This is a genomic window from Leeia aquatica, assembly GCF_012641365.1.
GTDB classification, from domain to species: domain Bacteria; phylum Pseudomonadota; class Gammaproteobacteria; order Burkholderiales; family Leeiaceae; genus Leeia; species Leeia aquatica.
Genome location: NZ_JABAIM010000001.1, coordinates 1,008,589 through 1,033,903, shown reverse-complemented (window position 1 = coordinate 1,033,903; position 25,315 = coordinate 1,008,589). Strand labels below are relative to the sequence as shown.

Here is a 25,315-nt window from a genome sequence, read left to right as displayed (position 1 = left end):
AGGATGAGGCCGACCAAGCCGGATCAAGTCCTGTGGTTGGAGTAGTGGTGGTGTCTGAGCGTATTGCTGTTTCGTCCCAAGCCTTGCCGGCGTTGATCGACCCCTTTGGGCGGCGCATCGACTACCTGCGCCTGTCCGTTACAGACCGCTGCGACCTGCGCTGCAATTACTGCATGCCCAAGGATTTCAAAGGCTATGAAGAGCCGTCGCACTGGCTGACCTTTGACGAAATCACCCGACTGATGTCGGTGTTCACCCGGCTGGGGTTGCGTCGTATTCGCCTGACGGGCGGCGAGCCGCTGCTGCGCCGCAATCTGCCGCAACTGGCGGGGCAGCTGGCGGCCTTGCCAGGTCTGCAAGACCTTTCCCTCTCTACCAATGCCACCCAGCTGGCCCGCCATGCCGTCGCGCTGAAGGCAGCTGGGGTCAGCCGCGTCAATGTCAGCCTGGATTCACTGGAGCGCGCCTGTGTCGAGCAAGTGGTGGGCCGTGATGTGCTGTCGCAAGTGATGGAGGGGCTGCAGGCTGCCAAAGCCGCCGGGCTGACGCCAATCAAGCTCAACATGGTCGCCATGAAGGGCGTTAACGAGCATGAGATTGAAACCATGCTCGCCTTCTGCATCGAACACGGTTTCATCCTGCGGCTGATTGAGGCGATGCCAGTGGGCGATACTGGCCGCAACACCGCCTATCTGGACCTGGAATCAGTACGCCAACGCCTGCAAAGCCGGTTTGACCTGGTGCCGCAGGCCGCCGAGCTGGGTGGTGGCCCCGCACGCTATTGGCAGACGCGGGATGGCCGTGGGCAGGTGGGTTTCATTACCCCCATTTCCCAGCACTTCTGTGCCACCTGTAACCGGGTGCGTTTGACGGTGGATGGGGTGTTGCACCTGTGCCTGGGGCAGGAAGACCGGGTGGAATTCCGACCGCTGCTGCGCGATGGTGCCAGCGATGCCGAGCTGGAAGCGACGATTCGCCATGCGCTGACCCTCAAGCCTGAGCGCCATGAGTTCCGCGAAGCACCGGGCAAGGTGATCCGTTTCATGTCGCAGACCGGAGGCTAAGCGAGTGGCGTATCCGGCGGTATTGGGGTTGGTGGGCTGGTCCGGCAGTGGCAAGACCCAGTTGCTGGAGCAGCTGCTGCCATTGCTGCAGCACGCCGGGCTGCGGGTGAGTGTGATCAAGCACAGTCACCACGATGTTACGTTGGAGCCACCAGGCAAAGATAGCGCGCGGGCACGCGTGGCCGGGGCGCAGCAAGTGCTGCTCAGCTCACCCTGGCGCTGGGCTTTGGTGAACGAGCTGCGCGGTGCGCCGGAGCCGGAATTGCCCGAGTTGCTCACCCGACTGGACCCGGTGGACTTGGTGCTGGTGGAAAGTTTCAAGCGAGGCCAGCACGCCCGGCTGGAAGTGTGGCGCCCGGCGCTTGGCAAGCCGCCACTGTACCCGGAAGATGCCGGTATTGTGGCGGTGGCCTCGGATATCCCGGCGGTGGCAGGAGCCACCTGCGCCTGGCTGGACCTCAATAATCCGCCGCAAATTGCAGCCTGGCTGCTGCAGCAGTACCAGGCTGGCGCCTGGACCTATAACCTCTGAGCAATGGATAAAACGGTGGCACAAGAAGGTAAAGCAGGCCTGATGCAGGTGAGTGAAGCCATAGCCCAGTTGCTGGCTGCGGTGAAACTGCCGGAGCTGACCGAAACAGTATCCCTGCTGGACGCGGATAACCGCGTGCTGGCGGTCGATGTCAAATCCGGCATGGATGTACCCGGCTTTGATAACAGCGCGATGGATGGCTACGCGCTCTCTGCCGAGGCGGCGGTTGGGGCGGTGTTTACCGTCACCCAGCGAATTGCTGCCGGACAGGTCGGGCAGCCGCTGCTGCCGGGTGAGGCTGCTCGTATCTTTACTGGCGCGCCGGTGCCACCCGGCACGGTGGCGGTGGTGATGCAGGAACATGCCAGTGAAGAAGGCGGGCAGCTAACGCTGAGCCAGCCTGCGCGCGTCGGACAGCACATTCGCCGCAGTGGAGAGGACATCGCCGCCGGGCAAGTGGTGGTGGCGGAGGGCGAGCGCCTGCTGCCCGCGCAGCTTTCGCTGATTGCCTCAATTGGCGAGCCGCTGGTTACGGTATACCGCAAGCCCAGCGTCGGCCTGCTGTTTACCGGTGATGAACTCACTGAACCCGGCCAACCCCTGCCGCCGGGTGGCATCTACAACTCCAACCGCTACGCACTGAGCGCCTTGCTCAAGCGCCTGGGCTGTGAGGTCACGGATCTGGGCCAGGTGCCAGACCGGCTGGACGCCACCCAGGCTGTGCTGCGCGAGGCCGCCGGGCACTATGATGTGCTGATCAGCAGTGGCGGCGTGTCGGTAGGGGAGGAAGACCACGTCAAGGCCGCGCTGCAAACGCTGGGTGAGCTGCACCTGTGGCGGCTGGCGATGAAGCCGGGCAAGCCGCTGGCGTTTGGCCGGATCGGGGCCACCCACTTTGTTGGCCTGCCGGGCAACCCGGTGTCCAGCTTTGTCACTTTGCTGATGGTGGTGCGCCCCTTCCTGCTGGCTTTGCAAGGGCAACGGCACGTCACCCCGCAGCCGCAGACCCTGCCTGCGGCCTTTAACTGGCCGCGACCGGACAAGCGGCGCGAATTCCTGCGCGCCCGCATCAATGGTGATGGCCAGCTCAGCCTGTTCGACAATCAAGGCTCTGGCGTGATGACCTCACTGGCCTGGGCCGATGGACTGGTCGAGCTGCCGCCGGAAACCGTGGTACAACAGGGCGACAGGGTGCGTTACTGGCCGCTCTCCACCCTGTATTGAACCGGCTTGCGCCGGACTGGAAGACAAGATGAAAACCCTGAAGCTATTGTACTTTGCCCGCCTGCGAGAAGAGTTCCAGCGAGCAGAAGAAAGTGTAGTGCTGCCGGATACGGTGGCTACCGTCAACGATCTGGTGGCGTGGCTGGCTAGCCGGGGCGGCGTGTGGCAGGACGAGTTCAGCGGGCAGAAGCTGTTCCGCGTGGCCATAGATCAAGTACTGGCCGATGGCAGCGCCGCGCTACCGGCGCAGGGTGAGATTGCCCTGTTCCCGCCGGTGACCGGGGGTTAAGCATGGTCACCCGCATTCGCATCAGCGTGCAGGCTGAGGACTTTGACTGCAACGCAGAGCAGAGCGAACTGCACGCGGGCGATGGCGAGATTGGTGCCATCGTCAGCTTTACCGGGCTGGTGCGCGATCAGGTGCAGGGCAAGGCGCTGAGCAGCTTGTATCTGGAACACTATCCCGGCATGACCGAGCAGTCGCTGCAGCACATCGCCGAGCAAGCTGCTGCACGCTGGCCGCTGCAAGCGGTGCGCATCATCCACCGCATTGGCCCGCTGGCCCCACTGGACCGCATCGTGCTGGTGCTGGCTGCCAGTGCCCACCGGCAAGCCGCGTTCGACGCCAGTGCCTTCATCATGGATTACCTCAAGACCCGTGCCCCATTCTGGAAAAAGGAGCAATCCGCCAACGGCGAAGCCTGGTGGGTCGACGCGCGGGATAGCGACGAATCGGCGCTGCACCGCTGGCAATGAACATCGACGCCCTCATTCTGTGCGGCGGTGCCGGGCGGCGCATGGGCGGGGTCGACAAGGGCTGGGTACACTGGCGCGGCCAGCCGCTGATCGAAGCCATGTTGGCGGTGGTCCAGCGGCAAAGCCAGCCCCCGCGCCGCATCTGGATATCCGCCAACCGCGAGCTGGAGCGCTACCGCGCGCTGCCTGGCATCGCCGGGGTGCTGCAAGACGCCACAGCGGATTTTCCCGGCCCACTGGCCGGCATTGACGCTGCCTTTGCTGCCAGTAAGGCCGACTGGCTCTGGATACTGCCCTGCGACACCCCAAACCTCCCCACGGACACCCTGCGGCGCCTGCAGCAGGCCTGTGATGGGGTAGACCTCACCGTTGCCACTCTTGTTGACGGTGACACGCTGCACCGCCAGCCTACCGTCTGCCTCGCCCACCGCCGCAGCTGGCCGGTGCTGCAGCAGCAGTGGCAGCAAGGCCAGCGTGCACTGTGGCGCTGGCAGCAAGCCGTACCGCACCGGCACGTGCAGTTTACCGAACGCCACGCTTTCGACAACCTCAATACCCCGGATAGCCTCACCGCCACCCCGCAACAGGACACCCCATGAGCGAACTGACCCACTTCGACCCCAGCGGCCAGGCCTGGATGGTGGATGTTTCCGCAAAGCAGGAAACCCACCGCATCGCCATCGCCGCAGGCGAAATCCACATGCTGCCGGACACGCTGGCGCGCATCACCGCAGGCGAAGCCAGCAAGGGTGATGTACTCGGCATCGCCCGCATCGCCGCCATTCAAGGAGCCAAGCGCACTGCCGAACTCATCCCGCTATGCCACCCGCTGCCGCTCACCAAAGTCACCGTCCACTTCACCCCGGACCCCAGCCTGCCCGGCGTGCGCTGCACGGTGCAAGCCGAGACCGTAGGCCGCACCGGCGTGGAAATGGAAGCCCTCACCGCCCTGCAGGTTGGCCTGCTCACCATCTACGACATGTGCAAAGCCGTCGACCGTGGCATGGTGATCCACAATGTCCGCCTGCTGGAAAAGCAGGGCGGCAAATCGGGGCATTGGGTGGCGGGGTAAACATATTTTTTGTAGTAGTTTCAATTGAATATCTGCTGCATACCTAAAGGGCTTGCGGATTGCGGGGGACCATCGGGCCGTCACCGCTGCCAAGGGAAGATGCGTTGTGGTCGCGCGCCGCAGCAAACGCTGATGGCGGTTAAACGCTTCAGGGAGGTGAAGGCGGACAATCTGAACTGATCTGACAGTCGGGCATCGTCAAAACGGGTCGACTGTCAGATCAAGTCTGAACTTCTACATGTTAGATTTGCGCCGGTTCATTCCAGAAGGCCTCACCGTCTTCTGGACCGTCTCGTAGGCCAACGATTCCCAAATATAGGAGAACTGGAATGGTTTTTCTATTTGCGGCTCCTTGCAAGTCAATGGCGAGCCATCCCAAGCTTAGACCCCAAACGATCGGTCCTAGCGACTCTGCCCACCATGGAAACCTAGTGGCGAGATTTTTGAATAATTCTTCAGCAGCCTTTCGCCCCATAAAAGCCGCCATGGCTGTGATAGCTAGTCCTTGAACAATCTTGGCGGTTATTTCATGCCCGAGCAAAGACAACAACAACGGCAGGAAGTGTGCCTTGTTTTTTTTGATCTTTTCAAAGAACTCACCTTGCTGTCTTTTTCCCACCCCAGTCTTTTCGAATAGCTCCCACTGCTTTTCCGCATTCAATGCGAAAAAGGTTTTTTCGACAGTCCACTTTACCAAGCGCTCGACCTTAGCCTCTGGGGTGCCCAATAGCTTCTGCTTTACTTTCAATTTCTTGCTGACATCATCAATGATTTCATGAATGCTTACCCCTGCAGGATCATTATCACCTTTCATCTTGCGGAAGGCATATGCAATATCGGAGCTACCGAGGTAGCGAATTTCTCGTTCAACAGCCTTTGCCAGTGTGGACTTTGAGTCTTCAGTCGCGTTCTTTTTATACGCAGCTAGCAATTCGTTCAACTCAGAGTCCGATGAGAAATTGACATAGCTGTTGATTTGCGAAATCAATACAGAAAAATCGTTTGCATCGCACTTGAGCAGCAGTTGCGAAATTTCATACGACATGCGTTTCTCCCAAATCTGAGCGTTATTCCGCGAACCCGCTGGGTCCGTTTATGAATCGATTCCTGCAATAAGTATATGCATTATGCATCATCTGCGGGGAAAGGATGCCTACCCCGCGTTCAACTCATAAATGCATAACTGGCCCATTGATCTGATGAATGAATGGGTTCGGGATGCATGATATGATAGGGGTCCCCATTGTATTATCTCTTCACTGACCCTTGCGCTTGCCTAGTAAGCGCTTTCCGAGCGCGACGCCTGGTCGCTCCACAAATGCAAAAACAGCAGCGGCAATTATGCAAGTGAAAAAAACTTGCAACGGAAACCGAATGGCGAATTTTTGTATTGCCACTCTATCGTGAATAATAAAATAGAAATCAATTAAAAACGAGTGTGTAAGATATAGGGCGTATGTAAGTAAGGAGATGGTGGAGAAAAGTCTTGGTATGCAGTTATTTAACAATGTGTTCTCAAGCCCTAGGACTATAATAACAGCGGTAAGTGCACTAACAAGTGACGATTGAAAAGGCCAGTAGATATTGTTGCTAGGCCATGCTTTGGCAATAATGATTATTATTGTAAATAACAGTATCGGCAGTGCAAATCCGATTTTATTGTTAATGGAGTAATTTCTCCTGTTGAGGGCTCTTGTGACAAATGCCGCAAGTGATCCGTAAAGTAGATTATCAGCCCAAAAAAACATTTTCACAAATGAAAACCCTGCTGCATTTTGAATGAATGAATTTGAAAGCCATCCTTTTAATTCGCCGGTTTTTAATAGAAAGGACACTGCTATTAAAATAAACAATGCAGCCACTTGCAGTGTGACTGGAATTAAACGAAAAATTAATGGTGCAAGTAGGTAAAAGAAAGCCTCTATCTGCAATGTCCACAATACACCTAAACCAAGCGCAACCCAAGATACGTCAGTTGTCAAAATGATTAGTGGTAATTTTTGGAGAATTTCATTAAATTTTTGCTGATCAGAAATGTAGAATATCGTAACATACATAGCCACGACAAATAAGTATGCCGGATAAATTCTAAAAAAACGACGAACTAAGAATTCACGGTTTCCTATTTTCCTATCCTGCAGTGTCTGAGTTATCAAGAATCCACTGAGACAAAAAAATACAGAAACACCCACAGAGCCACCTGGCATTAATGATTCGCCAAAATGAACTGCCAATACCAAGGCGATTGCAAGTGATCTAAGAAGGTCTAGCAATGGAATGCGAGATTCAATATTTTTCATGGGAAGATTGTGGTTGGCAATGCATTTTAGCCGTGGCACTGTGTAATAGTGTCCGTGAAAAATGCATTACCTGCTGAGATTGGGGCTCGATGTGGGGGCTGCCTGCTGTGTAAGTCAGACTGGCCATTATAGGCATGGCAATCGTGTGGTGGGGAGAGACTGGTGCCCGGAGCCGGAATCGAACCGGCACAACCTTTCGGTCGAGGGATTTTAAGTCCCTTGTGTCTACCAGTTTCACCATCCGGGCGGCGAGGGCAGGCGGCTGTGCTAGGCCTGCGAGGCAGAGGGCGGATTGTAGCAGAGGCGGGCGGGGGCGTCATCTGGCGGTGAGCCTCTTATAATGAGGGTTTGGGCATGTCGTTCGCAGCATGCTTTGTGTCGCAAACGTGCAGCCGGTTTTGCGGTGGCTGCTTTCAAATGGGGCACGCTGCGGGGGCTGGCGTGAAGCCGCTCGTAAACTGGAAAGGAAGTGCTTGTGGATGCGATTTTGCGGAGTTACATCGGGGGGCGTTATGTGGAGAGTGCCAATCCGGTGCTGTCCGATAACCTGAATCCGGCAACGGGCGAGCTGCTGTGCCGCGTGGAGAAGGCGGGCGATGCCGAGGTGGCTCTGGCGTTGCAAACCGCCAAGCAGGGTTTTGCCGAGTGGTCGGCCATGACGGGTGCCGAGCGTGGCCGCATCCTCAACAAGGCGGCACGCCTGCTGCGTGAGCGCAATCAGGAGCTGGCCGAGCTGGAAGTGCGCGACAACGGCAAGCCGATTCAGGAAGCGATTGCGGTGGATGTGCTCTCGGGTGCCGACTGCGTGGAGTACTTTGCCGGCCTGGCCGCTAGCCTGCATGGCCATCACCACCAGTTGAAAAACGCGTTTGCCTATACCCGCCGCGAGCCGCTGGGGGTGTGCCTGGGCATTGGCGCGTGGAATTACCCGATCCAGATTGCCTGCTGGAAATCAGCCCCGGCGCTGGCGGCAGGCAATGCCATGATCTACAAACCGGCGAGCCTGACGCCGATGTCCGCCGCCAAGCTGGCGGAAATCTACTCCGAGGCGGGGGTGCCGGACGGGGTGTTCAACGTGATGCAGGGTACGTCGGACGTGGCACGCAAGCTGATTGCCAGCCCGGACATCGCCAAGGTATCGCTCACCGGTTCGGTGGAAACCGGCAAGGCCATCATGGCGGATGCGGCGCGCACGCTGAAGCGGGTGACCATGGAGCTGGGCGGCAAGTCGCCGCTGATCATTTTCCCGGATGCCGATCTGCGACAAGCGGTGTCCGCTGCCATGCTGGCCAATTTCTATACCCAGGGCGAGATTTGCACCAACGGTACCCGGGTGTTTGTACATGAGGACATTCGCGAGGCTTTTCTCGCCCAGCTGGTGGAACGCACCCGCAAGCTGAAGATTGGCGACCCGATGCACCCGGATACGCAAGTGGGCGCGCTGATTTCGCGTCAGCATGCCGATTCGGTGCTGAACTGGGTTGAGCGTGGTCAGCAGGAGGGCGCCTCGCTGCTGATCGGGGGGCGTCGGGTCGAGGTGGCCGGTTGCCCTGGTGGCACCTTTGTGGAGCCCGCCGTGTTTGCCGATTGCCGCGACGACATGAGCATTGTGCGCGAAGAAATCTTCGGGCCGGTGATGTCGGTGCTCAGTTTCCGTGACGAAGCCGAGGTGATTGCCCGCGCCAACGATACCCGCATGGCACTGGCTGGTGGCGTGTTCACCCGTGACCTGGCGCGGGCGCACCGGGTGATCGGCCAGCTGCAGGCCGGGGTGTGCTGGATCAACAACTACAACATCACCCCGATCGAAGTACCGTTTGGCGGCTTCAAGGAATCCGGCATTGGCCACGAAAACGGGCTGGTGGCGATGGACTATTACACCCAGCTCAAGACGGTGTACGTCGAAATGGGTGAAGTGTACTGCCCCTACGAGTGAGCTGCGCAGCAGGTTCCGAGAAACGCAGGCCAGGGGCGGCAGATTGAATGACAGGGGGAAACATGGGCAAGGGGTTTGACTACATCATCGTCGGCGCGGGCTCGGCTGGCTGTGTGCTGGCCAACCGGTTGACCGAGGATGCCGATGTACGCGTACTGCTGCTGGAAGCCGGGCCGCGTGATTACAGCATCTTCATTCACATGCCGTCGGCCTTTGCCTGGCCGCTGAAGGATGACAAATACAACTGGTACTACGAGTCCGAACCTGAGCCGTGGATGGACAACCGTCGCATGTACTGCCCGCGCGGGCGCGTGCTGGGCGGTTCCTCCTCGATCAACGGCATGGTCTATATCCGTGGTCATGCCTTTGACTATGATGGCTGGGCCAAGCGGCCTGGTCTGGAGCACTGGTCTTACGCCCACTGCCTGCCGTATTTCCGCAAGGCCGAAACCCGGCAAAAAGGTGGTGACGCTTACCGGGGTGACAGCGGTCCGCTCAACGTCAGTACCGGGCCGTGTACGAACCCGCTGTACAACGCCTTCATCGAGGCGGGCAAGCAGGCCGGTTACCCCTATACGGCAGACATGAACGGCTACCAGCAGGAAGGGCTGGGACCGATGGACATGACCGTGCACAAAGGTCGGCGCTGGAGCACCGCCATGGCCTACCTGCGGCCTGCACTCAAGCAGCGCCCGCAGCAGTTGCAGGTGGAATCACGCGCGCTGGTGACGCGCATCCTGTTTGACGGCAAGCGTGCCATTGGCGTGGAGTACAGCCAGCGCGGCACGCTGCATCGCGTTCACGCTGAGCGTGAGGTGATCCTCAGCGGCGGTGCCATCAATTCGCCGCAAACGCTGCTGCTGTCCGGCGTCGGCCCGGCAGAGGATTTGAAAAAGCTGGGTATTCCGGTGGTGCACGACCTGCCGGGCGTGGGCAATAACCTGCAGGACCACATCGAAGCCTATGTGCAGTACGCCTGTAAGCAGCCCATCACCCTCTACAGCGCGCAAAATCCGCTGGCCATGCTGAAGATCGGCGTGCAGTGGCTGCTGACTGGTGGCGGCCTCGGCGGCACCAACCACTTTGAGTCGGGCGGTTTCATCCGTTCTGAGCCCGGCGTACTGCATCCGGACCTGCAGTATCACTTTCTGCCAATGGCGGTGAGCTACGACGGCAAGAGCGCCGCAACCGAACATGGTTATCAGGCCCATATCGGCCCGATGCGTCCGACCAGCCGTGGCTATGTGAAGCTGAAGACGGCAGACCCGCGCGACAAGCCACGCATCCTGTTCAACTATATGCAGACCGAGCAGGACCGTAAGGAAATGCGCAACGGCATCCGCCTGACCCGCGAGATCATGGCGCAGCGGGCGTTTGACCCCTTCCGCGGCGAAGAGCTGGCCCCCGGCAAAGCCGCGCAAACCGACGAAGAGATCGACGCCTTCGTGCGGGACAAGGCCGAGAGCGCGCTGCACCCCTCCTGCACCTGCGCGATGGGCAACGACGAAATGGCGGTGGTGGACGGCTACGGCCGGGTGCACGGCCTGCAGAATCTGCGGGTGGTGGACGCCTCCATCATGCCGGACGTGGTCAGCGGCAACCTCAACGCCCCCACCATCATGATGGCCGAGAAAATGGCCGACCTGATCCGCGGCCGCACCCCACTCCCCGCCAGCGACGCCCCGGTGTGGGTCCATCCCCACTGGCAGACACAGCAGCGCTGAGTGCCCCGGTAGCCTGCTTGATTCCTCAGGCTACCGGATTCGGCTCTCGTCCGCCCAGTAAACGAGGGTAGTAGTGCGTGCCTAACTCGGGCCGCAGCCGATACAGTTGCGCCGGGCGATTACTGCCATGGCGCATCTTGCCTGGGACTTCTTCCAGAAAATCGCCATCACGGATGCGCTTGCGAAAGGCGCTCTTGTCGATGCTCCGGTTCAGAACCTGCTCATGCACACGCTGCAACTCCGAGAGGGTGAACTCCACAGGCACCAGATGTACCAGCAGCGAACTGTACGCCACCTTGCTGCGCAAGCGCTGCACGGCACAGCGCAAAATCTGCGCGTGGTCGAAAGCCAGTTCGTATGGTACGCCTTCTCCTTCTAGATCAAGCCAGTCGCTATCGTCGGCGCCCTCTGTGTTGGTGTGCTGCAGACTGTCTGCCGACAGCAGGGCGTAGTAGGCCAGGGTTACGGACCATCCTCTTGGGTCTCGCTGCGGACCACCGAATGCCTGTAGCTGCTCCAGATAGGGGGTCACCACACCAGTCTTTTCCTGCAGTTTGCGGCGTGCGGTTGCTTCAAGATCAACATCCTGGCGGACATCAATGAAGCCGCCCGGCAGCGCCCACTCACCCTTATAGGGGTGATCACTGCGGCGTACCAACAGTACCTGTAGACGCTCCTGCCGCAAGGTGAAGATCACAAGATCCACCGTGGTGAGTGGGACATCAAAGTCATGGATAGAGTAGCGCCGCAGGAAGTCGGCTTCTTCTGCAGAAGGAATGCGGGGCATGGTGGTGATTTCAGGGTGGGGATGGTGGGATTTTGTGCAGGATATGCTCTTATTGTCAATAATCAACTAACTTAGTTGACATTGTCAACTAAGTGATTGTAGAGTAGACGCACGACCAAAACTAAAGACAAAAAAGAGCAAAAACATGAATCGCGAAAATCGGGCTCGAATCGCCCAACATACCCTGGAAATCCTTGAGCAAGGTTGCTACCACAATAGTCATGGCCAGATGGTCGACCTTGCGGAAGCGCAGGATGCCGCAAGGATGCATACTCAACACTACCGTTCAGCTGAGCTGGCCCAGCTGCATCACCGGCAGTTGGGGGTAGGAACAGAGCCGACTGTGATAGGGGTTCACAATGAATCGACCCTGGCGGCAGCACGCCGACTGTTGCACGCCGGTCATCACCGTGTGCTTTGCCTGAATTTTGCGTCGGCTCGTAATCCCGGCGGCGGATTCCTGGGAGGGGCGGAGGCGCAGGAAGAGAATCTTGCCAAGTCATCCGGGTTGTACCCTTGCCTGCTGGCACAAAAAGCGTTCTATGAAGCTAACCGGCAGCAGCGTTTCTGTGCTTACCTGGACGACATGATCTATTCCCCGGATGTGCCAGTGTTCCGGGATGACAGTTATGCCTGCCTGGAGCAGTACTATCTGGTCAGCATGGTCACCGCCCCGGCGGTCAATCGTGGCGCTGTCCTGCAGCATGAGCCGCGGCGTGTAGCCGAGCTGGAAGATATCATGCGTTTGCGAATCCGTAAGCTATTCGCTTTGGCACTGCACCATCAGCATGACACCCTGGTGCTGGGCGCATGGGGGTGTGGCGTATTCGGAAATGCGCCTGCAGACATGGCGCGCTGGTTTGCCGAAGCGTTGCTGGGGCAGGGTGACTACGCCGGGCGGTTCAAGCATATTGAGTTTGCTGTGCTGGATCGCAGGAATAACGGGACCTATACCGCCTTTGCCCAACAGTTTGGCGGGCAACACCATATGGATGAATGATGTTATGGAAGTTAAAACCAAGACCATGCTGCTGTTTTGGCAAGCAGACAGCATCTTTTCCAACTGGTACCAGCCCTCGGTTTTTGAGCTGCATGGCCAGACTTTCCGCAACGGTGAGGCGGGCATGATGTATCAGAAGGCCCGGCTGTTCGGTGATCAGGCCATCATGCAGCGTATTCTGGATAATCAGGACCCTCGCACCGTGCGCGACCTGGGGCGCAAGGTCGAAGGTTTTGATGAGCGCGTATGGACCGCCCAGCGTGAGCAGCTGGTGTTTGAAGTCTGCCTCGCCAAATTCCGCAGCAATCCACAACTGCAAGTGGAGATGCTGGCCAGCGGCGATCGACAGCTGGTAGAGGCCAGTCCCTATGATCGCATCTGGGGGATTGGCCTGGCGCCGGATAATCCGCTCGCCCAACAGCCCCGGCACTGGCGTGGCTTGAATCTGTTAGGGCAGACGCTGATGCGGGTGAGGGATGTATTGCGGGTCGAAGATTGAGCGGGAGAGGCCATTGGGTTAGGTACGGCTGGAACGATAGCGTTGATGATGGGCGCAAGCCTTGGTGCTCACAACGATCACATCGTCAATGTAGCTGTCTTTGGCCTGTCTTAAGGCAAAAGGCGGCAAGCTATTTGATCCATTCATGATTGGAGTCTGTCGATGTCAGCGGTTAATCTCACTTCCTTGTTTTCCGGCTGTACCGCACCGTGGCAACCGGTGCTGGCAGCGCGTTACAACGGGCTGGAAGTGATGGTGGGCAAGGGGGAAGGTTCGTATCCCTGGCATAAGCACGAGCATACCGATGATCTGTTTTTGGTGCTGAAGGGGCGGCTGGTGCTGGAGATGCGTGATCAGCAGGTGGCGCTGGAGGCCGGGGACCTGTATGTGATTCCGCGCGGGGTGGAGCATCGCCCGGTGGTAGCCGAGGGCGAGGAAGCGTATTTCCTGCTGATGGAGCCGCCGCTGACAGCTGAGCAAGGCACCACAGCCGTTTGACGCGGGGGGAACCGGAGGCGTATGGGGCTGCTGCAGTGATGCGCCGGGGTAAACCCGGCGAGCCACGCACACAGGGGAGGGATCATGTACACCGTTCTCCGTCAGCATTGGTTCTGGCCCGGCGCATTGTTGCTGCTGGGTACCGAGTGGTGGGTTGTCCGTAGTGGCCCGGTGGACCGTTGGCTGGAGCTGGCAGTACTGGTGGATCTGATGTTGCTGCTGCCGCTCGCGTATTACGCTTGCTATCACCCCAAGGGGAGCCGCGGAGGTTTGCGGCTGGCAGCGTGGAGCATGCTCGGCTTCTGGCTGGCGTTCCTGCTGATACCGGCGGCAGAGCGTGATCTGCTGCGGATGTTGACGCCGGCGGGCGTGGTGGGCGAGCTACTGTTCATCGTGCTGGAGATCGGTGTGTTCGTGGCGGAGTTGATGCTACTGCTGGGGCTCTACAGACTGCTGTTCCGCCAGCCCGATGAGCAAGAGGCGCACCGCAAACTGCAGCAGTATGATTTGCCGCCGGGACTGGCCAAGCTGCTGTGGCTGGAAGTCCGTCTCTGGAAGGGGCTGCTGCGCCGCGTGCAGCAGCTCGCCACCTGGTTCCGCCCGCGCTGATCCGGTTTGCAACGACCTGCCGAGCGACCTGCTGCGGTGTGACCGGTCTGCACTTTGGCTGCTCTTAAGCCTACAATGTGAGCATTCGCGCGGCATGTCTGATTTGCGCCAGCGTTTGTCGGCCACAGTCAACTTCTGTACCGTGCGCAATGCCACAGTGCAGCATGATGCTGCCATAGCGGCAGCTTTCTCATTCCTTGCAGGATGACACATGAACGAGCAACAACAGCAGGTCGTGGCAGCGCTGCTGGCGACCTGGCAACATCAGCCGGGCGCCTTGCTGCCATTACTGCATGCCATTCAGGATGCACTGGGCTGGGTACCCGAGGATGTGGTGCCGCAGCTGTCGCAGGCACTCAATCTGAGCCGTGCCGAGGTGGTCGGGGTGATCAGCTTCTACCATGATTTCCGAACCCAGCCGCCTGCGGCGCATAGCTTGCGGGTGTGCATGGCGGAATCCTGTCAGGTGGCGGGGGCTGAGGCACTGTCAGCGCTCGCCGGGCAGCAACTGGGTATCCGCGAAGGCGAAACGGCGGACGGGCAATGGCAGGTGCGCCTGGTGTATTGCCTGGGGGCATGCGCCTGTTCACCGGCATTGCAACTGGATGGGCAATTGCATGTGCAGGTGACACCAGAGCGGCTGACACAACTGCTGGCAAGCAGTCGGGAGGGTGTATGAGTGCACTCACTTTGTACCTGCCGCAGGATTCGGTGGTGGTCGCGATGGGCGCAGATGCGGTGGCGGACGCCCTGCAGGTTGCGGCTGCGACGCGTGGTGTTGCACTGGAGCTGCGGCGTACCAGTTCGCGTGGTCTGTTCTGGCTGGAGCCTTTGCTGGAAGTGGAGGTGGCTGGCGTACGGCATGGCCTGGCCGCAGTACAGGCTGCAGACGCGGATAGTGTGTTGACCGCGCTGCTGGCAGCGGGCGCACCCATGCACCCCAAGGCCATCGGCCCGGTGGCAGAGATTCCCCAGCTTAAACGGCAACAGCGGCAGATTTTTTCCCGCGCGGGCCTCACCCGCCCCGTGTCGCTGGACGATTATCAGGCGCATGGCGGTGGCCGTGGTCTGCAACGCGCCCGTACCCTGAGCGCGGCTGCGGTGGTGGAAGAGGTGCTGCAATCCGGCCTGCGCGGGCGCGGCGGTGCCGCCTTCCCGGCGGGCATCAAGTGGCGTACTGTGCAGCAGGCGCAGTCGGCCAGCAAGTATGTGGTCTGCAATGCCGACGAAGGCGATTCCGGCACCTTTGCCGACCGCATGGTGATGGAAGGTGATCCGCTACTGCTGATCGAGGGCATGAAGATCGCCGCACTGGCGGTGGGGGCCACACAGGGTTATATCTACGTCCGCTCTGAGTACCCGCAGGCGGTGGCGACCCTGCGCGCAGCGATTGCCGCCGCCGAAGCCGCGGGCTGGCTGGGAGAGGATGCCAGCGGGCAGACCTTCCACCTTGAAGTTCGGGTCGGCGCCGGTGCCTATATCTGTGGCGAAGAAACCGCCATGCTGGAGTCGATCGAAGGCAAGCGGGGCACGGTAAGGGCCAAGCCACCGATCCCGGCGCTGGCCGGCCTGTTTGGTCAGCCGACCCTGGTGCACAATGTCCTGAGCTTTGCCGCGGTGCCGGGTATTCTGGCCGACGGCGCAGCCACTTACCAGGCGATGGGCATGGGGCGCTCACGTGGCACCCTGCCGTTCCAGCTGGCAGGCAATGTGCGATTTGGCGGTTTGTATGAGCTGGCTTTTGGCCCGACGTTGCATGAGCTGGTCAACGAGCTGGGCGGGGGGACCCGTAGCGGTCGCCCGGTCAAGGCCGCGCAGGTGGGTGGTCCGCTGGGGGCGTGGGTGCCACTCAGTGATTTTGACCTGCCGCTGGATTATGAGGCCTTTGCCGCACGGCAAGCCATGCTGGGGCACGGTGGCGTGGTGGTGGCGGACGATAGCGTCAACCTCGGCCAGATGGCCCGCTTTGCCATGGCCTTCTGTGCCGAAGAATCCTGTGGCAAGTGCACACCCTGCCGTATTGGCTCGACCCGTGGCGTGGAAGTGATTGACCGTATCCTGCACAAGCAGGATACCCACGCCAATGTGGCCTTGTTGCATGACCTGTGCGACACCTTGCTGCACGGCTCGCTGTGTGCGCTGGGCGGGATGACCCCGTACCCGGTGCAGAGCGCCTTGCGCCATTTCCCGCAGGATTTCGGCCTGACGCCGGAGGAGGCTCAGCCATGACTTCAAAGTTTGAAACCGATTTCGGCACCCCGGCGGTGCAGTCCGACCAGCAGGTGACGCTGACCATCGACGGCCAGGCGGTTACCGTACCAGCAGGCACCTCCATCATGCGGGCGGCCAGCGAGGCAGGCGGCAGCATCCCCAAGCTGTGTGCGACTGACAGCCTGCAGTCGTTTGGCTCTTGTCGCATGTGTCTGGTGGAGATCGAGGGGCGGCGCGGCTACCCGGCCTCCTGTACCACGCCGGTTGAGGCCGGTATGGTGGTGCGCACGCAGAGCGACAAACTGGCGGATCTGCGGCGCGGGGTGATGGAGCTGTACATTTCCGATCACCCGCTGGATTGCCTCACCTGTGCGTCTAACGGCAACTGTGAGCTACAGGACGTGGCTGGTCAGGTCGGTCTGCGCGAAGTCCGCTACGGGCTGGAGGGCGCCAACCACCTGCAGGACCAGAAAGACACCTCCAACCCCTACTTTGATTACGACCCGGCCAAGTGCATTGTCTGCAACCGCTGCGTGCGGGCTTGCGAAGAAGTGCAGGGCACCTTTGCGTTGACCATTGAGGGGCGCGGGTTTGAATCGCGGGTGGCGGCAGCAGGCGGCAAGGACTTTCTTGATTCTGAGTGCGTTTCCTGCGGGGCCTGTGTACAAGCCTGCCCGACTGCAACGCTGACCGAGAAGAGCGTGATCCAGTGGGGCCAGCCGGAGCGCTCGGTGACCACTACCTGCGCCTATTGCGGCGTGGGCTGCTCCTTCCGTGCCGAAATGAAGGGCAACAAGGTGGTGCGCATGGTGCCGGCCAAGGAAGGCCCGGCCAACCGCGGCCATGCCTGCGTCAAGGGGCGGTTTGCCTGGGGCTATGCCACTCACCCGGACCGCATTACCAAGCCGATGATCCGCAAGAAGATCACCGACCCATGGCAGGAAGTGAGCTGGGAGGAGGCGCTGCAGTACGCTGCCTCCGAATTCCGCCGCCTGCAGACCCAATATGGGCGGGATGCGATTGGTGGCATTACCTCCAGCCGTTGCACCAACGAAGAAACCTACCTGGTGCAAAAGCTGATCCGTGCGGCTTTTGGCAACAATAACGTCGACACCTGTGCCCGCGTTTGCCATTCCCCCACCGGTTATGGCCTGAAGCAGACGCTGGGCGAATCGGCGGGCACCCAGAATTTCGACTCGGTGATGCACACCGATGTGGTGATCGTGATCGGTGCCAACCCGACCGACGGCCATCCGGTATTTGCCTCGCGGCTGAAGCGCCGCCTGCGGCAAGGGGCCAAGCTGATCGTGATTGACCCGCGCCGGATTGATCTGGTGGATTCACCCCACGCCCGCGCGGTGCATCATCTGCCGCTGCGCCCCGGCACCAATGTGGCGATGCTCAATGCCTTGGCGCACGTCATCGTCAGCGAAAACCTGCTGGCGGAATCCTTTATTGCCGAACGTTGCGACGACGCAGCATTCGGCAAGTGGCGCGATTTTGTGGCGCAAGTCGAGTGCTCACCGGAGGCGATGGAAGCGGTAACCGGCGTCCCGGCGGCAGACGTGCGTGCCGCCGCCCGGTTGTACGCCACGCAAGGTAATGGTGCCATCTATTACGGGCTGGGTGTGACCGAGCACAGCCAGGGCTCTACCGCAGTGATGGCCATTGCCAACCTCGCGATGGCCACCGGCAATATCGGGCGCGAGGGCGTGGGCGTGAACCCGCTGCGCGGGCAGAACAATGTGCAGGGCTCCTGCGACATGGGCTCCTTCCCGCACGAGCTGCCGGGCTACCGCCATGTGTCGGACGATGCCACCCGCAACCTGTTTGAATCTGCCTGGGGCGTGTCGCTGCAAAACGAACCCGGCCTGCGCATCCCGAACATGTTTGAAGCCGCGCTGGATGGCAGCTTCAAGGGCCTGTATTGCCAGGGTGAGGACATCGCGCAGAGCGATCCGAATACCCAGCACGTCGCCGCGGCGCTCTCGGCCATGGAATGCGTGGTGGTGCAGGACATCTTCCTCAATGAAACCGCGCAGTACGCCCATGTGTTCCTGCCCGGCAGCTCCTTTCTCGAGAAGGATGGCACCTTCACCAATGCCGAGCGGCGTATCTCCCGCGTGCGCAAGGTGATGCCGCCGCTGGCTGGCAAGGCGGACTGGGAAGTGACCGTGGCCTTGGCCGAGGCGCTGGGTTACCGCATGGATTATCGCCATCCGTCCGAGATCATGGACGAGATCGCCCGGCTGACGCCGACCTTCCACGGTGTGTCCTACGCCCGGCTGGAAGAGAAGGGCTCGCTGCAGTGGCCGTGCAATGACGACGCCCCGGATGGCACGCCAACCATGCACCTGAACCAGTTCGTGCGTGGCAAGGGCCGCTTCATGCTCACCCGCTACGTGGCGACCGACGAGAAGGTCAACAGCCGCTTTCCGCTGTTGCTGACCACCGGGCGTATCCTCAGCCAGTACAACGTCGGCGCGCAGACGCGGCGCACCGCCAATGTGGCCTGGCACGATGAAGACCGGCTGGAGCTGCACCCGAGCGATGCCGAGGACCGCGGCATTGCCGAGGGTGACTGGGTGGGCATCCACAGCCGCGCCGGGGAAACCGTGCTGCGTGCCACGCTCACCGAGCGGGTGCAGCCGGGGGTGGTGTACACCACCTTCCATTTCCCGGAGTCCGGGGCCAACGTCATCACCACCGATAACTCCGACTGGGCCACCAACTGCCCGGAATACAAGGTCACGGCGGTGCAGGTGGTGAAAGTCACCCAACCGTCGGAATGGCAGCAGCGCCACCGCAGCTTTACCCAGCAGCAGCAAGCGCTGCTGAAAGGGCGGCGCAAGGCGGTCACCGAGCCTGGACGTTGATGTGGCCGACGGACGCGAGCCGATGACACCCGCACCCCCCTCCTGCAGCCTGCCGGTCTGGCGGGCCGGGGAGGACGGCTGGCAGGCGCAGCCGGACACCGTGGCCGAAGAATGTCCGGTGGCGCTGGTCTACAACGGTATTAGCCATGCGGTGATGATGGCCACGCCCGCCGACCTGCCGGACTTTGCGCTGGGTTTCAGCCTCAGTGAAGGCATCATTCAGCGCCCTGATCAGCTCTACGATGTGGACATCGTGGCGGCAGCAGCAGGGCTGGAGTTGCGGCTGGACATTGCCAGCGCCTGCCAGCAGGCGCTACAGCAGCGCCGCCGCCAGCTGGCCGGGCGTACGGGCTGTGGCGTGTGCGGGGTGGAAGCGCTGGCGCAGTTGCCCTTGCAGCCTCCCGCCGTCACCCACACGCAAACCCTTCAGGTGGCGGCACTGGCGAAAGCCTTCACCGCCCTGCAACAGCAGCAGCCCCTGTTTGCCAGCACCGGCGCCAGCCATGCCGCTGGCTGGTGGACGGCAGATGGGCAACTGGCACTGGTACGTGAAGATGTCGGGCGGCACAACGCGCTGGACAAATTGATTGGTGCCCGCAGCCGTCGCACCGAGCTGACGGCAGGCTGCCTGCTGCTCAGCAGCCGTGCCAGCTATGAAATGCTGTACAAGGCCGCGCAGGCCGGAATCGAGATCGTGGTCAGCCTCTCTGCGCCCACCGCACTGGCCGTGCGGCTGGCCGAGCAGGCCGGGCAAACCTTGCTGCGCTGGCATCCGCGCCATGGGGTGGCGCTGTACAGCCACCCGCAGCGGGTCAAACAAGGATAATGTCATGAATTTGCAACAGCTGGTCAAGATGGCCAACCAGATCGGCCAGTTCTTCGATGTGGAGCCGGACGACACCCTGGCGGTGCAGGAAATCCACAACCACCTCAGCAAGTTCTGGGCACCCCGCATGCGGCAGCAGCTCAAGGCTGCGCTGGCTCAAGGCGAAGCAGGGGAGTTGCTGCCCAGAGTGCAGCAGGCGGTGCACAAGCTCGGCTAAAGCAGCTGGCTTGACAGCCGCACAGGGCTCCCCCAGCATGGCGACATCATTAACTGTGCTGCAGGTGTCCCGTGAGTCAGAATGGTCCGCATCAGGAACGCGAGTTTTACTCTTTCAATGGCTATGTTGTAGCCCTGTTTGGCGTGCTGCTGCTCGGCATCCTCGGCTGGATGGGTTACGACATCGTCCAGCAGCAGTTCGGCACCCCCAGCCTGTTCCAGATTCTGGTGGGGGCGGCGATGGTGGTGGTGGCCTGGTTCTGCTTTTCCGGCCTCTACATCCTGCAGCCCAACAGCAGCTATGTGCTGACGCTATTTGGCCAGTACGCCGGCACCGACCGTAGCGAAGGCCCGCGCTGGGCGCTCCCCTTCTACCGCCGCCGCCCGCTCTCGCTGCGCGCGCGTAACCTCAACACCCCCACCCTGAAAGTGAACGACCGCCGGGGTAACCCGATCGAGATCGGCGCCGCCATTGTCTGGCGCGTGCAGGATACCGCGCAGGCGGTATTTGAAGTGGACAGCTTCGAGAACTATGTCTCGGTGCAGGCTGAGGCCGCGCTGCGCCACCTCGCCTCCCTCTACAACTACGATGAAGGCGACGAAGGCGACGAAGGCGATGCCAAGGCCGTCACCCTGCGCGGCAATATTGATGATGTTGCCCACGCGCTGCAGCGCGAACTGCAAGCCCGCTTTGCCCCGGCAGGTGTCGAAGCAGTCGACGCCAAGCTCACCCACCTTGCTTACGCCCCGGAAATTGCTCAGGTGATGCTGCGCCGCCAGCAAGCCGAGGCCATCATCAGCGCCCGGCAGAAGATCGTACAAGGGGCGGTGAGCATGGTGGAAGAAGCACTGCACAGCCTCTCAAACCGTGGCATCGTCGACCTCGATACTGAGCGCAAGGCTGCGCTGGTCAGCAACCTGCTGGTGGTGCTCTGCTCCGACCGCGAAACTCAGCCGATCATCAATACCGGGAGCAGTACGGCGGGGCATTGATCAGGGCTGGGCGTTGCCTTACGCAGGACGGATAGGGGGCATGCTTGCTTTGCGAAGGTGAATGAATTCATCATTCTGTGCTTCGGTATAGCCCAGCAATAAGCCCTCCATCCTTTCCAGTGTCTCATTCCATCCCGTCTGGCGTGCGGCACGGCGCATCAGGAGGTAGGCCTGAATTCGCCAGGCTTCCTCCGGCAGTGCATACAGGGTCAGTCGGTTAGCGGGTAAAGAGGCGCTGGGCGCGGGCTCAAGGTAAGCCTGTTTTGTGAAGAGGCCTTGCTCAACCAGTGGATCAAAAAAGGCTTCCTGCTCAGTCGCTTCCCACTCACTGAACACCGCCAAAGGTTTCAGGCCAGAACGCATCAGCAGCAGCTCCCGCCCGGTATGGACCTTGTACGAGAGATCATCCAGCCAGTGGCGGGCGCGCAGGTAGCCTTGCTCTTCGGTGCCTTCAAGCGCCAGCGCGTATGTTTGACCCAACGTATGGATGTCGGCTTTCTCCAGACCATAGCAGGCATCTGGGTTGTAATCCGGGATGGTCAACACTTCCGCAATGTCACCCTGCTGGCACGTTTTGATTGAATAATCCGCCACAATGCAGCCGGTTTGGCTATCCACGATTTCAAGTATGAAGTTCATTGTGATATTCCGGCGTTCGATTGCTCGGTTGGTAAGCATGAGCAGGCGCTTGTTAGGCGCTTGATACGTAAGGTAACTTACTGCGGCGGCACGCCTTCTTCCACCTGCCAGGCTTTGAGCAGGGCCTGGCGGCGTTGCGGGTAGCGTTCGCCGGTTTCGTGCAGGCTGACGATGCGGTCGGTGCGGAAGTGGCGGAAGCCCTGACGCAATTCGCACCAGCCGACCACCACCTGAGTGCGGTCAAAGAAGGCCAGCGCAAATGGCCAGATGACGCGTTCGCTGGCCTGACCGTGCTGATCGCGGTAGTGCAGCACCAGCTTGGTTTCTCGGCGAATCGCCAGCCGTATCGGCAGCAATTGCTCCGGGTCGCCTTCTGCTTTGGGTCCGGGGCCGACAATGAGGGCGGCACTGTCCAGCCGAAAACGCAGGTCATCCGGCAGCACGGCGGCAATCTTGCTGATGGCTTGCCGGGCGGCATCGCCCAGCCGGGCATCGCCCCGGTCGGCTACCCAGCGGCTGCCGAGCGCCAGTGCTTCCAGCTCGTCTTCGGTGAACATCAGCGGTGGCAGCATGAAGCCGGGGCGTAGCAGGTAGCCGATACCGGCTTCACCATCGATGTGTGCGCCTTGTGCCTGCAGGGTGGCGATGTCGCGGTAGAGGGTGCGCAGGCTGATGCCGAGCTTGCTGGCCAGCTCACTGCCTGCCACCGGGTAGCGGTAGCGGCGGAGCAATTGCATCAGGTCGAGCAGGCGCTGGGCGCGGGACATGGTGATGAATCGAAAGAGGCCAGGCCTGCAGTGTACACCCATGGTGACATTTTATGTCATCATGGGTGCGCTTACCCCGTTAAGGCCGTGCTTACTTCAGGTAAGTGAGGGCCGTGCGGAACAGGTCCAGATTGTAGCCGTGGCGCGTATCCAGTTTGGCATCTTCATACCAGCTCTGGTCCGCTTCCAGATGGGGGCCGATCAGCAGCACCTTGCCCTTGCCGTAGTGGCTGAGCAGGGCTGCAATGCGGCCGCTGTCAGCATAGGTAGCCAGTACGCTGCTGCCGACCGGGGCGCGCTTGCCCATGTGTGGGCCGCTCTGGTTGTAGACCATGCGGGTCTGGGCACCCCATTTCATTTTTAGCAGCGAGGGCTTGGCGTAGGGCACCTCTGAGCTGAGCTCATCCAGCGCCACCAGCCCGTACGCTTTGTGGTTATTCGCCTTGTCGCTGTACTGGGCGGCCAGATAGGCGCCGGCGCAAATGCCAAGGTAGTGGCCGCCATTTTTTACAAAATCGCGGATGGCCTGGACTTGTTCGGGCTTCAGCGCCCTCAACGTTTCGTCGATGTCGTCGGAGCCGCCGGGTTGTACGTAGACATCGGCGAGACCCAGCACATCCGGCCCCAGGGTGCGCTCGTTGACGTAAATCACCTTGTCGTTCCGGTCCAGATAGCGTTCGCCAACGGCTTCGGCGCAGCCGTCGCAGGTACCGGCGCCATTGAAGATGGCAATGGTCTGGCTCATCACCGGGGTGGTGGCCAGCAGGGTGGTCAACAGCAAAGCAGGTTTCAGCATGATGATCTTTCGGGGTCAGGAAGCGCTGAGAGGGTGCGGTGCGTGCGCGGGTTCCTGCACAAGCCTAAGGGTTGCCAAACCTGCAGGCGATATTAAGGCTGCAGGCCGCCTGCACGGCTGCTGTTGCCTAGCCATTGCTGGAACTCCTGCATGGCGCGGCTGACCGGGCGGCCCTGCAGCCAGGTCAGCCAGTAGCTGCCGCCGTGCAGTGCAATGGGGAACAACTGTACCAGACGCCCCTGGCTCAGGTCGTGCTGGAACAATAGGGCTGGCAGCAGGGCCACACCCAGACCCTGGGCGGCGGCTTCGGCCATGGCAAGCGAGGTGTCGAACACCAGCCCGCGTATCATCGGGGCGGGCAGGCCGGCGGCGTCAAACCAGCGTGGCCACTCATCTTGCCGATACGAGCGCAGCAGCGGCTGCTGCAGCAGGTCGGCAGGCTGTTTGAGCGACAGGGCCAATTGCGGGCTGCACATTGGCGTCAGCGGGGCATGCAGCAGCTCGGTGGCGGCGGTGCCGTGCCAATGACCGCTGCCAAAGCGGATGGCCATGTCCAGCCCTTCGCCCAGCAGATCCACCGCATTGTTGTGGGTAAACAGCCGCAGATCGATCTGTGGGTGGGTGCGCTGGAAGTCGGCCAGCCGTGGCAAGAGCCAGCCCACGGCAAAGCTGTTGACCACGCCCAGGTTCAGTACCTCGCTGGGGCGGCCGCCTTGCAGATGGTTCAGCGTGCCCGCCAGCCGGGCAAAGCTGTCGTTGACCACGGGCAGCAGGGCCGCGCCTTCATCGGTCAGCACCAGTCCGCGCGGTAAACGCCGGAACAATGCTACCCCCAGCCGCTCCTCCAGTTGTTTGACCTGCTGACTGATGGCGGGCTGGCTCAGGTAAAGCTCTTCCGCTGCCCGGGTAAAACTCAGGTGGCGGGCGGCGGCCGCAAAGGCCCGTAAGGCATGCAAGGGGATATTCATGCGGCGAAGCATGCCACAGGACAGGTGGTTATGGCATAAGTTTTACTTGGGTCTGGCCATGGGGATATGCGTTTGTTGCAGGGTGGCGCAGCAAATTATCATGCCCCCTGTCTTGTTCAAGGAGTAGCCCATGCAGCGCAGAACCTTCATGTTGGGCAGTGTTGCGGCCCTGTTGTTGCCCAGCTTCGCGCACGCCAGCAACCCCAAGTCTGACTTGGGTAAAGTGAGCGATGCGATCTTCCTGCAGCAATTGCAGGCGCTGCAGCAATCGCTGGGCGGTCGGCTGGGGGTGAGCGTGCAGGATGTGCAGGGCAAGCGGACGCTGGCCTTTCAGGCGGAGCAGCGCTTCCCGATGTGCAGCAGCTTCAAGTGGCTGCTGGCGGCGGCCATCCTGCGGCGGGTGGATGAAGGTAAGCTGTCGCTGCAAAAGCGCATCCACTATGGCAAGGAGGAGTTGCTGCCGTGGTCGCCCATTACCGAGCAGCATGTGGCGGATGGCATGACCATTGGCGGGCTGTGCGAGGCGACGGTGACCACCAGTGACAACCCTGCGGCTAACCTGCTGCTGCGGCAGCTGGGCGGCCCGTCAATGTGGACCGAGTTCGTGCGGGGGCTGGGAGACAAGGTCACCCGGCTGGACCGGTGGGAGCCGGAGCTGAACAGCGCCATCGTCAACGATGAACGGGACACCACAACCTCTGCTGCGATGGTGGCCGATCTGCAACGCCTGCTGCTGGCCGATGCGCTCAAGCCGGCATCACGCGCCCGGCTGCTGCGCTGGATGCGGGCGACAGAGACCAGTGATCAGCGCTTGCGCCATCAGTTGCCCAAGGGCTGGACGCTGGCAGACAAGACCGGTACGGGGGATAACGGCACTGCGGCGGATGTCGGCCTCTATGTCAGCCCGCAGGGCAAGCCACTGCTGGTCGCGGTGTACCTGACCCAGGCGAAGCAAAGCCGCGAGCAGCAAGAGGCGGTCATTGCCCGGGTCGGCGAGCTGGCGAGGGCCTGGCTGTAACAGA

At 60.9% G+C, this 25,315-nt stretch carries 27 protein-coding genes and 1 tRNA gene; 20 read left to right on the top strand and 8 right to left on the bottom strand.

The features are described from left to right. The first annotated feature begins 50 nt into the window (after positions 1-50). Genes moaA through moaC form a run of 7 tightly spaced genes read left to right on the top strand, consistent with a single transcriptional unit; the run spans position 51 to position 4,648 of the window. The gene (moaA, locus tag HF682_RS05385; protein ID WP_308418698.1) at positions 51-1,064 is read left to right on the top strand and encodes a GTP 3',8-cyclase MoaA; all 1,014 of its coding nucleotides are present in this window, start codon (positions 51-53) and stop codon (positions 1,062-1,064) included. 4 nt (positions 1,065-1,068) lie between these two features. After that, the gene (mobB, locus tag HF682_RS05380; protein ID WP_168876192.1) at positions 1,069-1,596 is read left to right on the top strand and encodes a molybdopterin-guanine dinucleotide biosynthesis protein B; all 528 of its coding nucleotides are present in this window, start codon (positions 1,069-1,071) and stop codon (positions 1,594-1,596) included. A 15-nt stretch (positions 1,597-1,611) separates the two neighbouring features. Next, the gene (locus HF682_RS05375; protein WP_308418697.1) at positions 1,612-2,820 is read left to right on the top strand and encodes a molybdopterin molybdotransferase MoeA; all 1,209 of its coding nucleotides are present in this window, start codon (positions 1,612-1,614) and stop codon (positions 2,818-2,820) included. Positions 2,821-2,848: 28 nt separating this feature from the next. Further along, positions 2,849-3,109: a molybdopterin converting factor subunit 1 gene (moaD, locus tag HF682_RS05370; protein WP_168876191.1), complete on the top strand. Its 261-nt coding sequence runs from the start codon at positions 2,849-2,851 to the stop codon at positions 3,107-3,109. Positions 3,110-3,111: 2 nt separating this feature from the next. After that, positions 3,112-3,576 (top strand): molybdopterin synthase catalytic subunit MoaE, encoded by a 465-nt coding sequence (gene moaE, locus HF682_RS05365; RefSeq protein ID WP_168876190.1) that lies wholly within the window; start codon positions 3,112-3,114, stop codon positions 3,574-3,576. Continuing rightward, complete coding sequence (gene mobA / locus HF682_RS05360) at positions 3,573-4,175, top strand: molybdenum cofactor guanylyltransferase MobA (RefSeq protein WP_168876189.1); 603 nt, start codon at positions 3,573-3,575, stop codon at positions 4,173-4,175. Before moaE ends, mobA begins: the two co-directional genes overlap by 4 nt. After that, entirely contained in the window at positions 4,172-4,648 is a 477-nt protein-coding gene (gene moaC / locus HF682_RS05355; RefSeq protein ID WP_168876188.1) for a cyclic pyranopterin monophosphate synthase MoaC, read from the top strand. The genes mobA and moaC overlap by 4 nt, the downstream gene beginning before the upstream one ends. A gap of 241 nt (positions 4,649-4,889) precedes the next feature. On the opposite strand, the gene HF682_RS05350 is transcribed toward moaC, so the two are convergent. The 3 genes from HF682_RS05350 to HF682_RS05340 all read right to left on the bottom strand — a co-directional run bounded on the left by HF682_RS05350 (position 4,890) and on the right by HF682_RS05340 (position 7,195). Continuing rightward, a complete protein-coding gene (locus HF682_RS05350; protein WP_168876187.1) occupies positions 4,890-5,693 on the bottom strand; it encodes a hypothetical protein in 804 nt (267 codons plus the stop codon). Positions 5,694-5,904: 211 nt separating this feature from the next. Then, positions 5,905-6,948, bottom strand: a complete 1,044-nt coding sequence (locus HF682_RS05345; RefSeq protein ID WP_168876186.1) for an acyltransferase family protein — start codon at positions 6,946-6,948, stop codon at positions 5,905-5,907. A gap of 160 nt (positions 6,949-7,108) precedes the next feature. Further along, positions 7,109-7,195 (bottom strand) — tRNA-Leu (locus HF682_RS05340). A gap of 228 nt (positions 7,196-7,423) precedes the next feature. Between HF682_RS05340 and betB the strand changes: the two genes are divergently transcribed. Together betB and betA are read left to right on the top strand one after the other, a co-directional pair. After that, complete coding sequence (gene betB / locus HF682_RS05335) at positions 7,424-8,884, top strand: betaine-aldehyde dehydrogenase (RefSeq protein ID WP_308418696.1); 1,461 nt, start codon at positions 7,424-7,426, stop codon at positions 8,882-8,884. A gap of 62 nt (positions 8,885-8,946) precedes the next feature. Then, a complete protein-coding gene (gene betA, locus HF682_RS05330) occupies positions 8,947-10,608 on the top strand; it encodes a choline dehydrogenase (RefSeq protein ID WP_168876184.1) in 1,662 nt (553 codons plus the stop codon). A gap of 25 nt (positions 10,609-10,633) precedes the next feature. Here betA and HF682_RS05325 read toward each other — a convergent pair whose 3' ends face one another. Further along, positions 10,634-11,395, bottom strand: coding sequence for an NUDIX hydrolase (locus tag HF682_RS05325; protein ID WP_168876183.1), 762 nt, complete (start codon positions 11,393-11,395; stop codon positions 10,634-10,636). A gap of 145 nt (positions 11,396-11,540) precedes the next feature. Here HF682_RS05325 and HF682_RS05320 point away from each other — a divergent pair, with 145 nt between their 5' ends. The 10 genes from HF682_RS05320 (at position 11,541) to HF682_RS05275 (ending at position 21,123) form a co-directional block, all read left to right on the top strand. Next, positions 11,541-12,395 carry a TIGR02452 family protein gene (locus HF682_RS05320; protein WP_168876182.1) on the top strand — a complete coding sequence of 285 codons (855 nt, stop codon included), beginning with the start codon at positions 11,541-11,543 and terminating at the stop codon, positions 12,393-12,395. Between the two features lie 4 nt (positions 12,396-12,399). After that, positions 12,400-12,894: a riboflavin biosynthesis intermediates N-glycosidase gene (ybiA, locus tag HF682_RS05315; protein WP_168876181.1), complete on the top strand. Its 495-nt coding sequence runs from the start codon at positions 12,400-12,402 to the stop codon at positions 12,892-12,894. A 162-nt stretch (positions 12,895-13,056) separates the two neighbouring features. Continuing rightward, positions 13,057-13,392 (top strand): cupin domain-containing protein, encoded by a 336-nt coding sequence (locus HF682_RS05310; RefSeq protein WP_168876180.1) that lies wholly within the window; start codon positions 13,057-13,059, stop codon positions 13,390-13,392. 84 nt (positions 13,393-13,476) lie between these two features. Next, positions 13,477-14,001 carry a hypothetical protein gene (locus HF682_RS05305; RefSeq protein ID WP_168876179.1) on the top strand — a complete coding sequence of 175 codons (525 nt, stop codon included), beginning with the start codon at positions 13,477-13,479 and terminating at the stop codon, positions 13,999-14,001. A gap of 211 nt (positions 14,002-14,212) precedes the next feature. Further along, positions 14,213-14,680 (top strand): NAD(P)H-dependent oxidoreductase subunit E, encoded by a 468-nt coding sequence (locus tag HF682_RS05300; protein WP_168876178.1) that lies wholly within the window; start codon positions 14,213-14,215, stop codon positions 14,678-14,680. Beyond that, a complete protein-coding gene (locus tag HF682_RS05295; protein WP_168876177.1) occupies positions 14,677-16,230 on the top strand; it encodes an NADH-ubiquinone oxidoreductase-F iron-sulfur binding region domain-containing protein in 1,554 nt (517 codons plus the stop codon). Before HF682_RS05300 ends, HF682_RS05295 begins: the two co-directional genes overlap by 4 nt. Further along, the gene (gene fdhF, locus HF682_RS05290; protein ID WP_168876176.1) at positions 16,227-19,088 is read left to right on the top strand and encodes a formate dehydrogenase subunit alpha; all 2,862 of its coding nucleotides are present in this window, start codon (positions 16,227-16,229) and stop codon (positions 19,086-19,088) included. Before HF682_RS05295 ends, fdhF begins: the two co-directional genes overlap by 4 nt. Before the next feature lies 1 nt (position 19,089). Then, positions 19,090-19,914 carry a formate dehydrogenase accessory sulfurtransferase FdhD gene (fdhD, locus tag HF682_RS05285; protein WP_308418695.1) on the top strand — a complete coding sequence of 275 codons (825 nt, stop codon included), beginning with the start codon at positions 19,090-19,092 and terminating at the stop codon, positions 19,912-19,914. A gap of 4 nt (positions 19,915-19,918) precedes the next feature. Then, the gene (locus HF682_RS05280) at positions 19,919-20,131 is read left to right on the top strand and encodes a formate dehydrogenase subunit delta (RefSeq protein ID WP_168876175.1); all 213 of its coding nucleotides are present in this window, start codon (positions 19,919-19,921) and stop codon (positions 20,129-20,131) included. 71 nt (positions 20,132-20,202) lie between these two features. Beyond that, a complete protein-coding gene (locus HF682_RS05275) occupies positions 20,203-21,123 on the top strand; it encodes an SPFH domain-containing protein (protein WP_308418694.1) in 921 nt (306 codons plus the stop codon). 18 nt (positions 21,124-21,141) lie between these two features. On the opposite strand, the gene HF682_RS05270 is transcribed toward HF682_RS05275, so the two are convergent. From HF682_RS05270 to HF682_RS05255, 4 genes are all read right to left on the bottom strand, one after another. Further along, positions 21,142-21,762 (bottom strand): hypothetical protein, encoded by a 621-nt coding sequence (locus HF682_RS05270; protein WP_168876174.1) that lies wholly within the window; start codon positions 21,760-21,762, stop codon positions 21,142-21,144. A gap of 77 nt (positions 21,763-21,839) precedes the next feature. Then, positions 21,840-22,529, bottom strand: coding sequence for a helix-turn-helix transcriptional regulator (locus HF682_RS05265; RefSeq protein ID WP_168876173.1), 690 nt, complete (start codon positions 22,527-22,529; stop codon positions 21,840-21,842). A 91-nt stretch (positions 22,530-22,620) separates the two neighbouring features. Further along, complete coding sequence (locus tag HF682_RS05260; RefSeq protein ID WP_168876172.1) at positions 22,621-23,325, bottom strand: BPL-N domain-containing protein; 705 nt, start codon at positions 23,323-23,325, stop codon at positions 22,621-22,623. Between the two features lie 92 nt (positions 23,326-23,417). Beyond that, a complete protein-coding gene (locus tag HF682_RS05255) occupies positions 23,418-24,293 on the bottom strand; it encodes a LysR family transcriptional regulator (RefSeq protein WP_168876171.1) in 876 nt (291 codons plus the stop codon). Positions 24,294-24,423: 130 nt separating this feature from the next. Between HF682_RS05255 and bla the strand changes: the two genes are divergently transcribed. Beyond that, positions 24,424-25,311, top strand: a complete 888-nt coding sequence (gene bla / locus HF682_RS05250) for a class A beta-lactamase (RefSeq protein ID WP_168876170.1) — start codon at positions 24,424-24,426, stop codon at positions 25,309-25,311. Positions 25,312-25,315: the final 4 nt, after the last annotated feature.

Coding starts and splice junctions, on each gene's coding strand:
- HF682_RS05310 (WP_168876180.1), top strand. CDS start 13,057: ATGTCAGCGGTTAATCTCACTTCCTTGTTTTCCGGCTGTACCGCACCG.
- HF682_RS05305 (WP_168876179.1), top strand. CDS start 13,477: ATGTACACCGTTCTCCGTCAGCATTGGTTCTGGCCCGGCGCATTGTTG.
- HF682_RS05320 (WP_168876182.1), top strand. CDS start 11,541: ATGAATCGCGAAAATCGGGCTCGAATCGCCCAACATACCCTGGAAATC.
- mobA (WP_168876189.1), top strand. CDS start 3,573: ATGAACATCGACGCCCTCATTCTGTGCGGCGGTGCCGGGCGGCGCATG.
- fdhF (WP_168876176.1), top strand. CDS start 16,227: ATGACTTCAAAGTTTGAAACCGATTTCGGCACCCCGGCGGTGCAGTCC.
- HF682_RS05265 (WP_168876173.1), bottom strand. CDS start 22,529: ATGTCCCGCGCCCAGCGCCTGCTCGACCTGATGCAATTGCTCCGCCGC.
- HF682_RS05350 (WP_168876187.1), bottom strand. CDS start 5,693: ATGTCGTATGAAATTTCGCAACTGCTGCTCAAGTGCGATGCAAACGAT.
- ybiA (WP_168876181.1), top strand. CDS start 12,400: ATGGAAGTTAAAACCAAGACCATGCTGCTGTTTTGGCAAGCAGACAGC.
- HF682_RS05300 (WP_168876178.1), top strand. CDS start 14,213: ATGAACGAGCAACAACAGCAGGTCGTGGCAGCGCTGCTGGCGACCTGG.
- HF682_RS05270 (WP_168876174.1), bottom strand. CDS start 21,762: ATGAACTTCATACTTGAAATCGTGGATAGCCAAACCGGCTGCATTGTG.
- HF682_RS05345 (WP_168876186.1), bottom strand. CDS start 6,948: ATGAAAAATATTGAATCTCGCATTCCATTGCTAGACCTTCTTAGATCA.
- HF682_RS05260 (WP_168876172.1), bottom strand. CDS start 23,325: ATGCTGAAACCTGCTTTGCTGTTGACCACCCTGCTGGCCACCACCCCG.
- HF682_RS05295 (WP_168876177.1), top strand. CDS start 14,677: ATGAGTGCACTCACTTTGTACCTGCCGCAGGATTCGGTGGTGGTCGCG.
- moaC (WP_168876188.1), top strand. CDS start 4,172: ATGAGCGAACTGACCCACTTCGACCCCAGCGGCCAGGCCTGGATGGTG.
- betA (WP_168876184.1), top strand. CDS start 8,947: ATGGGCAAGGGGTTTGACTACATCATCGTCGGCGCGGGCTCGGCTGGC.
- HF682_RS05280 (WP_168876175.1), top strand. CDS start 19,919: ATGAATTTGCAACAGCTGGTCAAGATGGCCAACCAGATCGGCCAGTTC.
- HF682_RS05255 (WP_168876171.1), bottom strand. CDS start 24,293: ATGAATATCCCCTTGCATGCCTTACGGGCCTTTGCGGCCGCCGCCCGC.
- HF682_RS05325 (WP_168876183.1), bottom strand. CDS start 11,395: ATGCCCCGCATTCCTTCTGCAGAAGAAGCCGACTTCCTGCGGCGCTAC.
- bla (WP_168876170.1), top strand. CDS start 24,424: ATGCAGCGCAGAACCTTCATGTTGGGCAGTGTTGCGGCCCTGTTGTTG.
- moaE (WP_168876190.1), top strand. CDS start 3,112: ATGGTCACCCGCATTCGCATCAGCGTGCAGGCTGAGGACTTTGACTGC.
- moaD (WP_168876191.1), top strand. CDS start 2,849: ATGAAAACCCTGAAGCTATTGTACTTTGCCCGCCTGCGAGAAGAGTTC.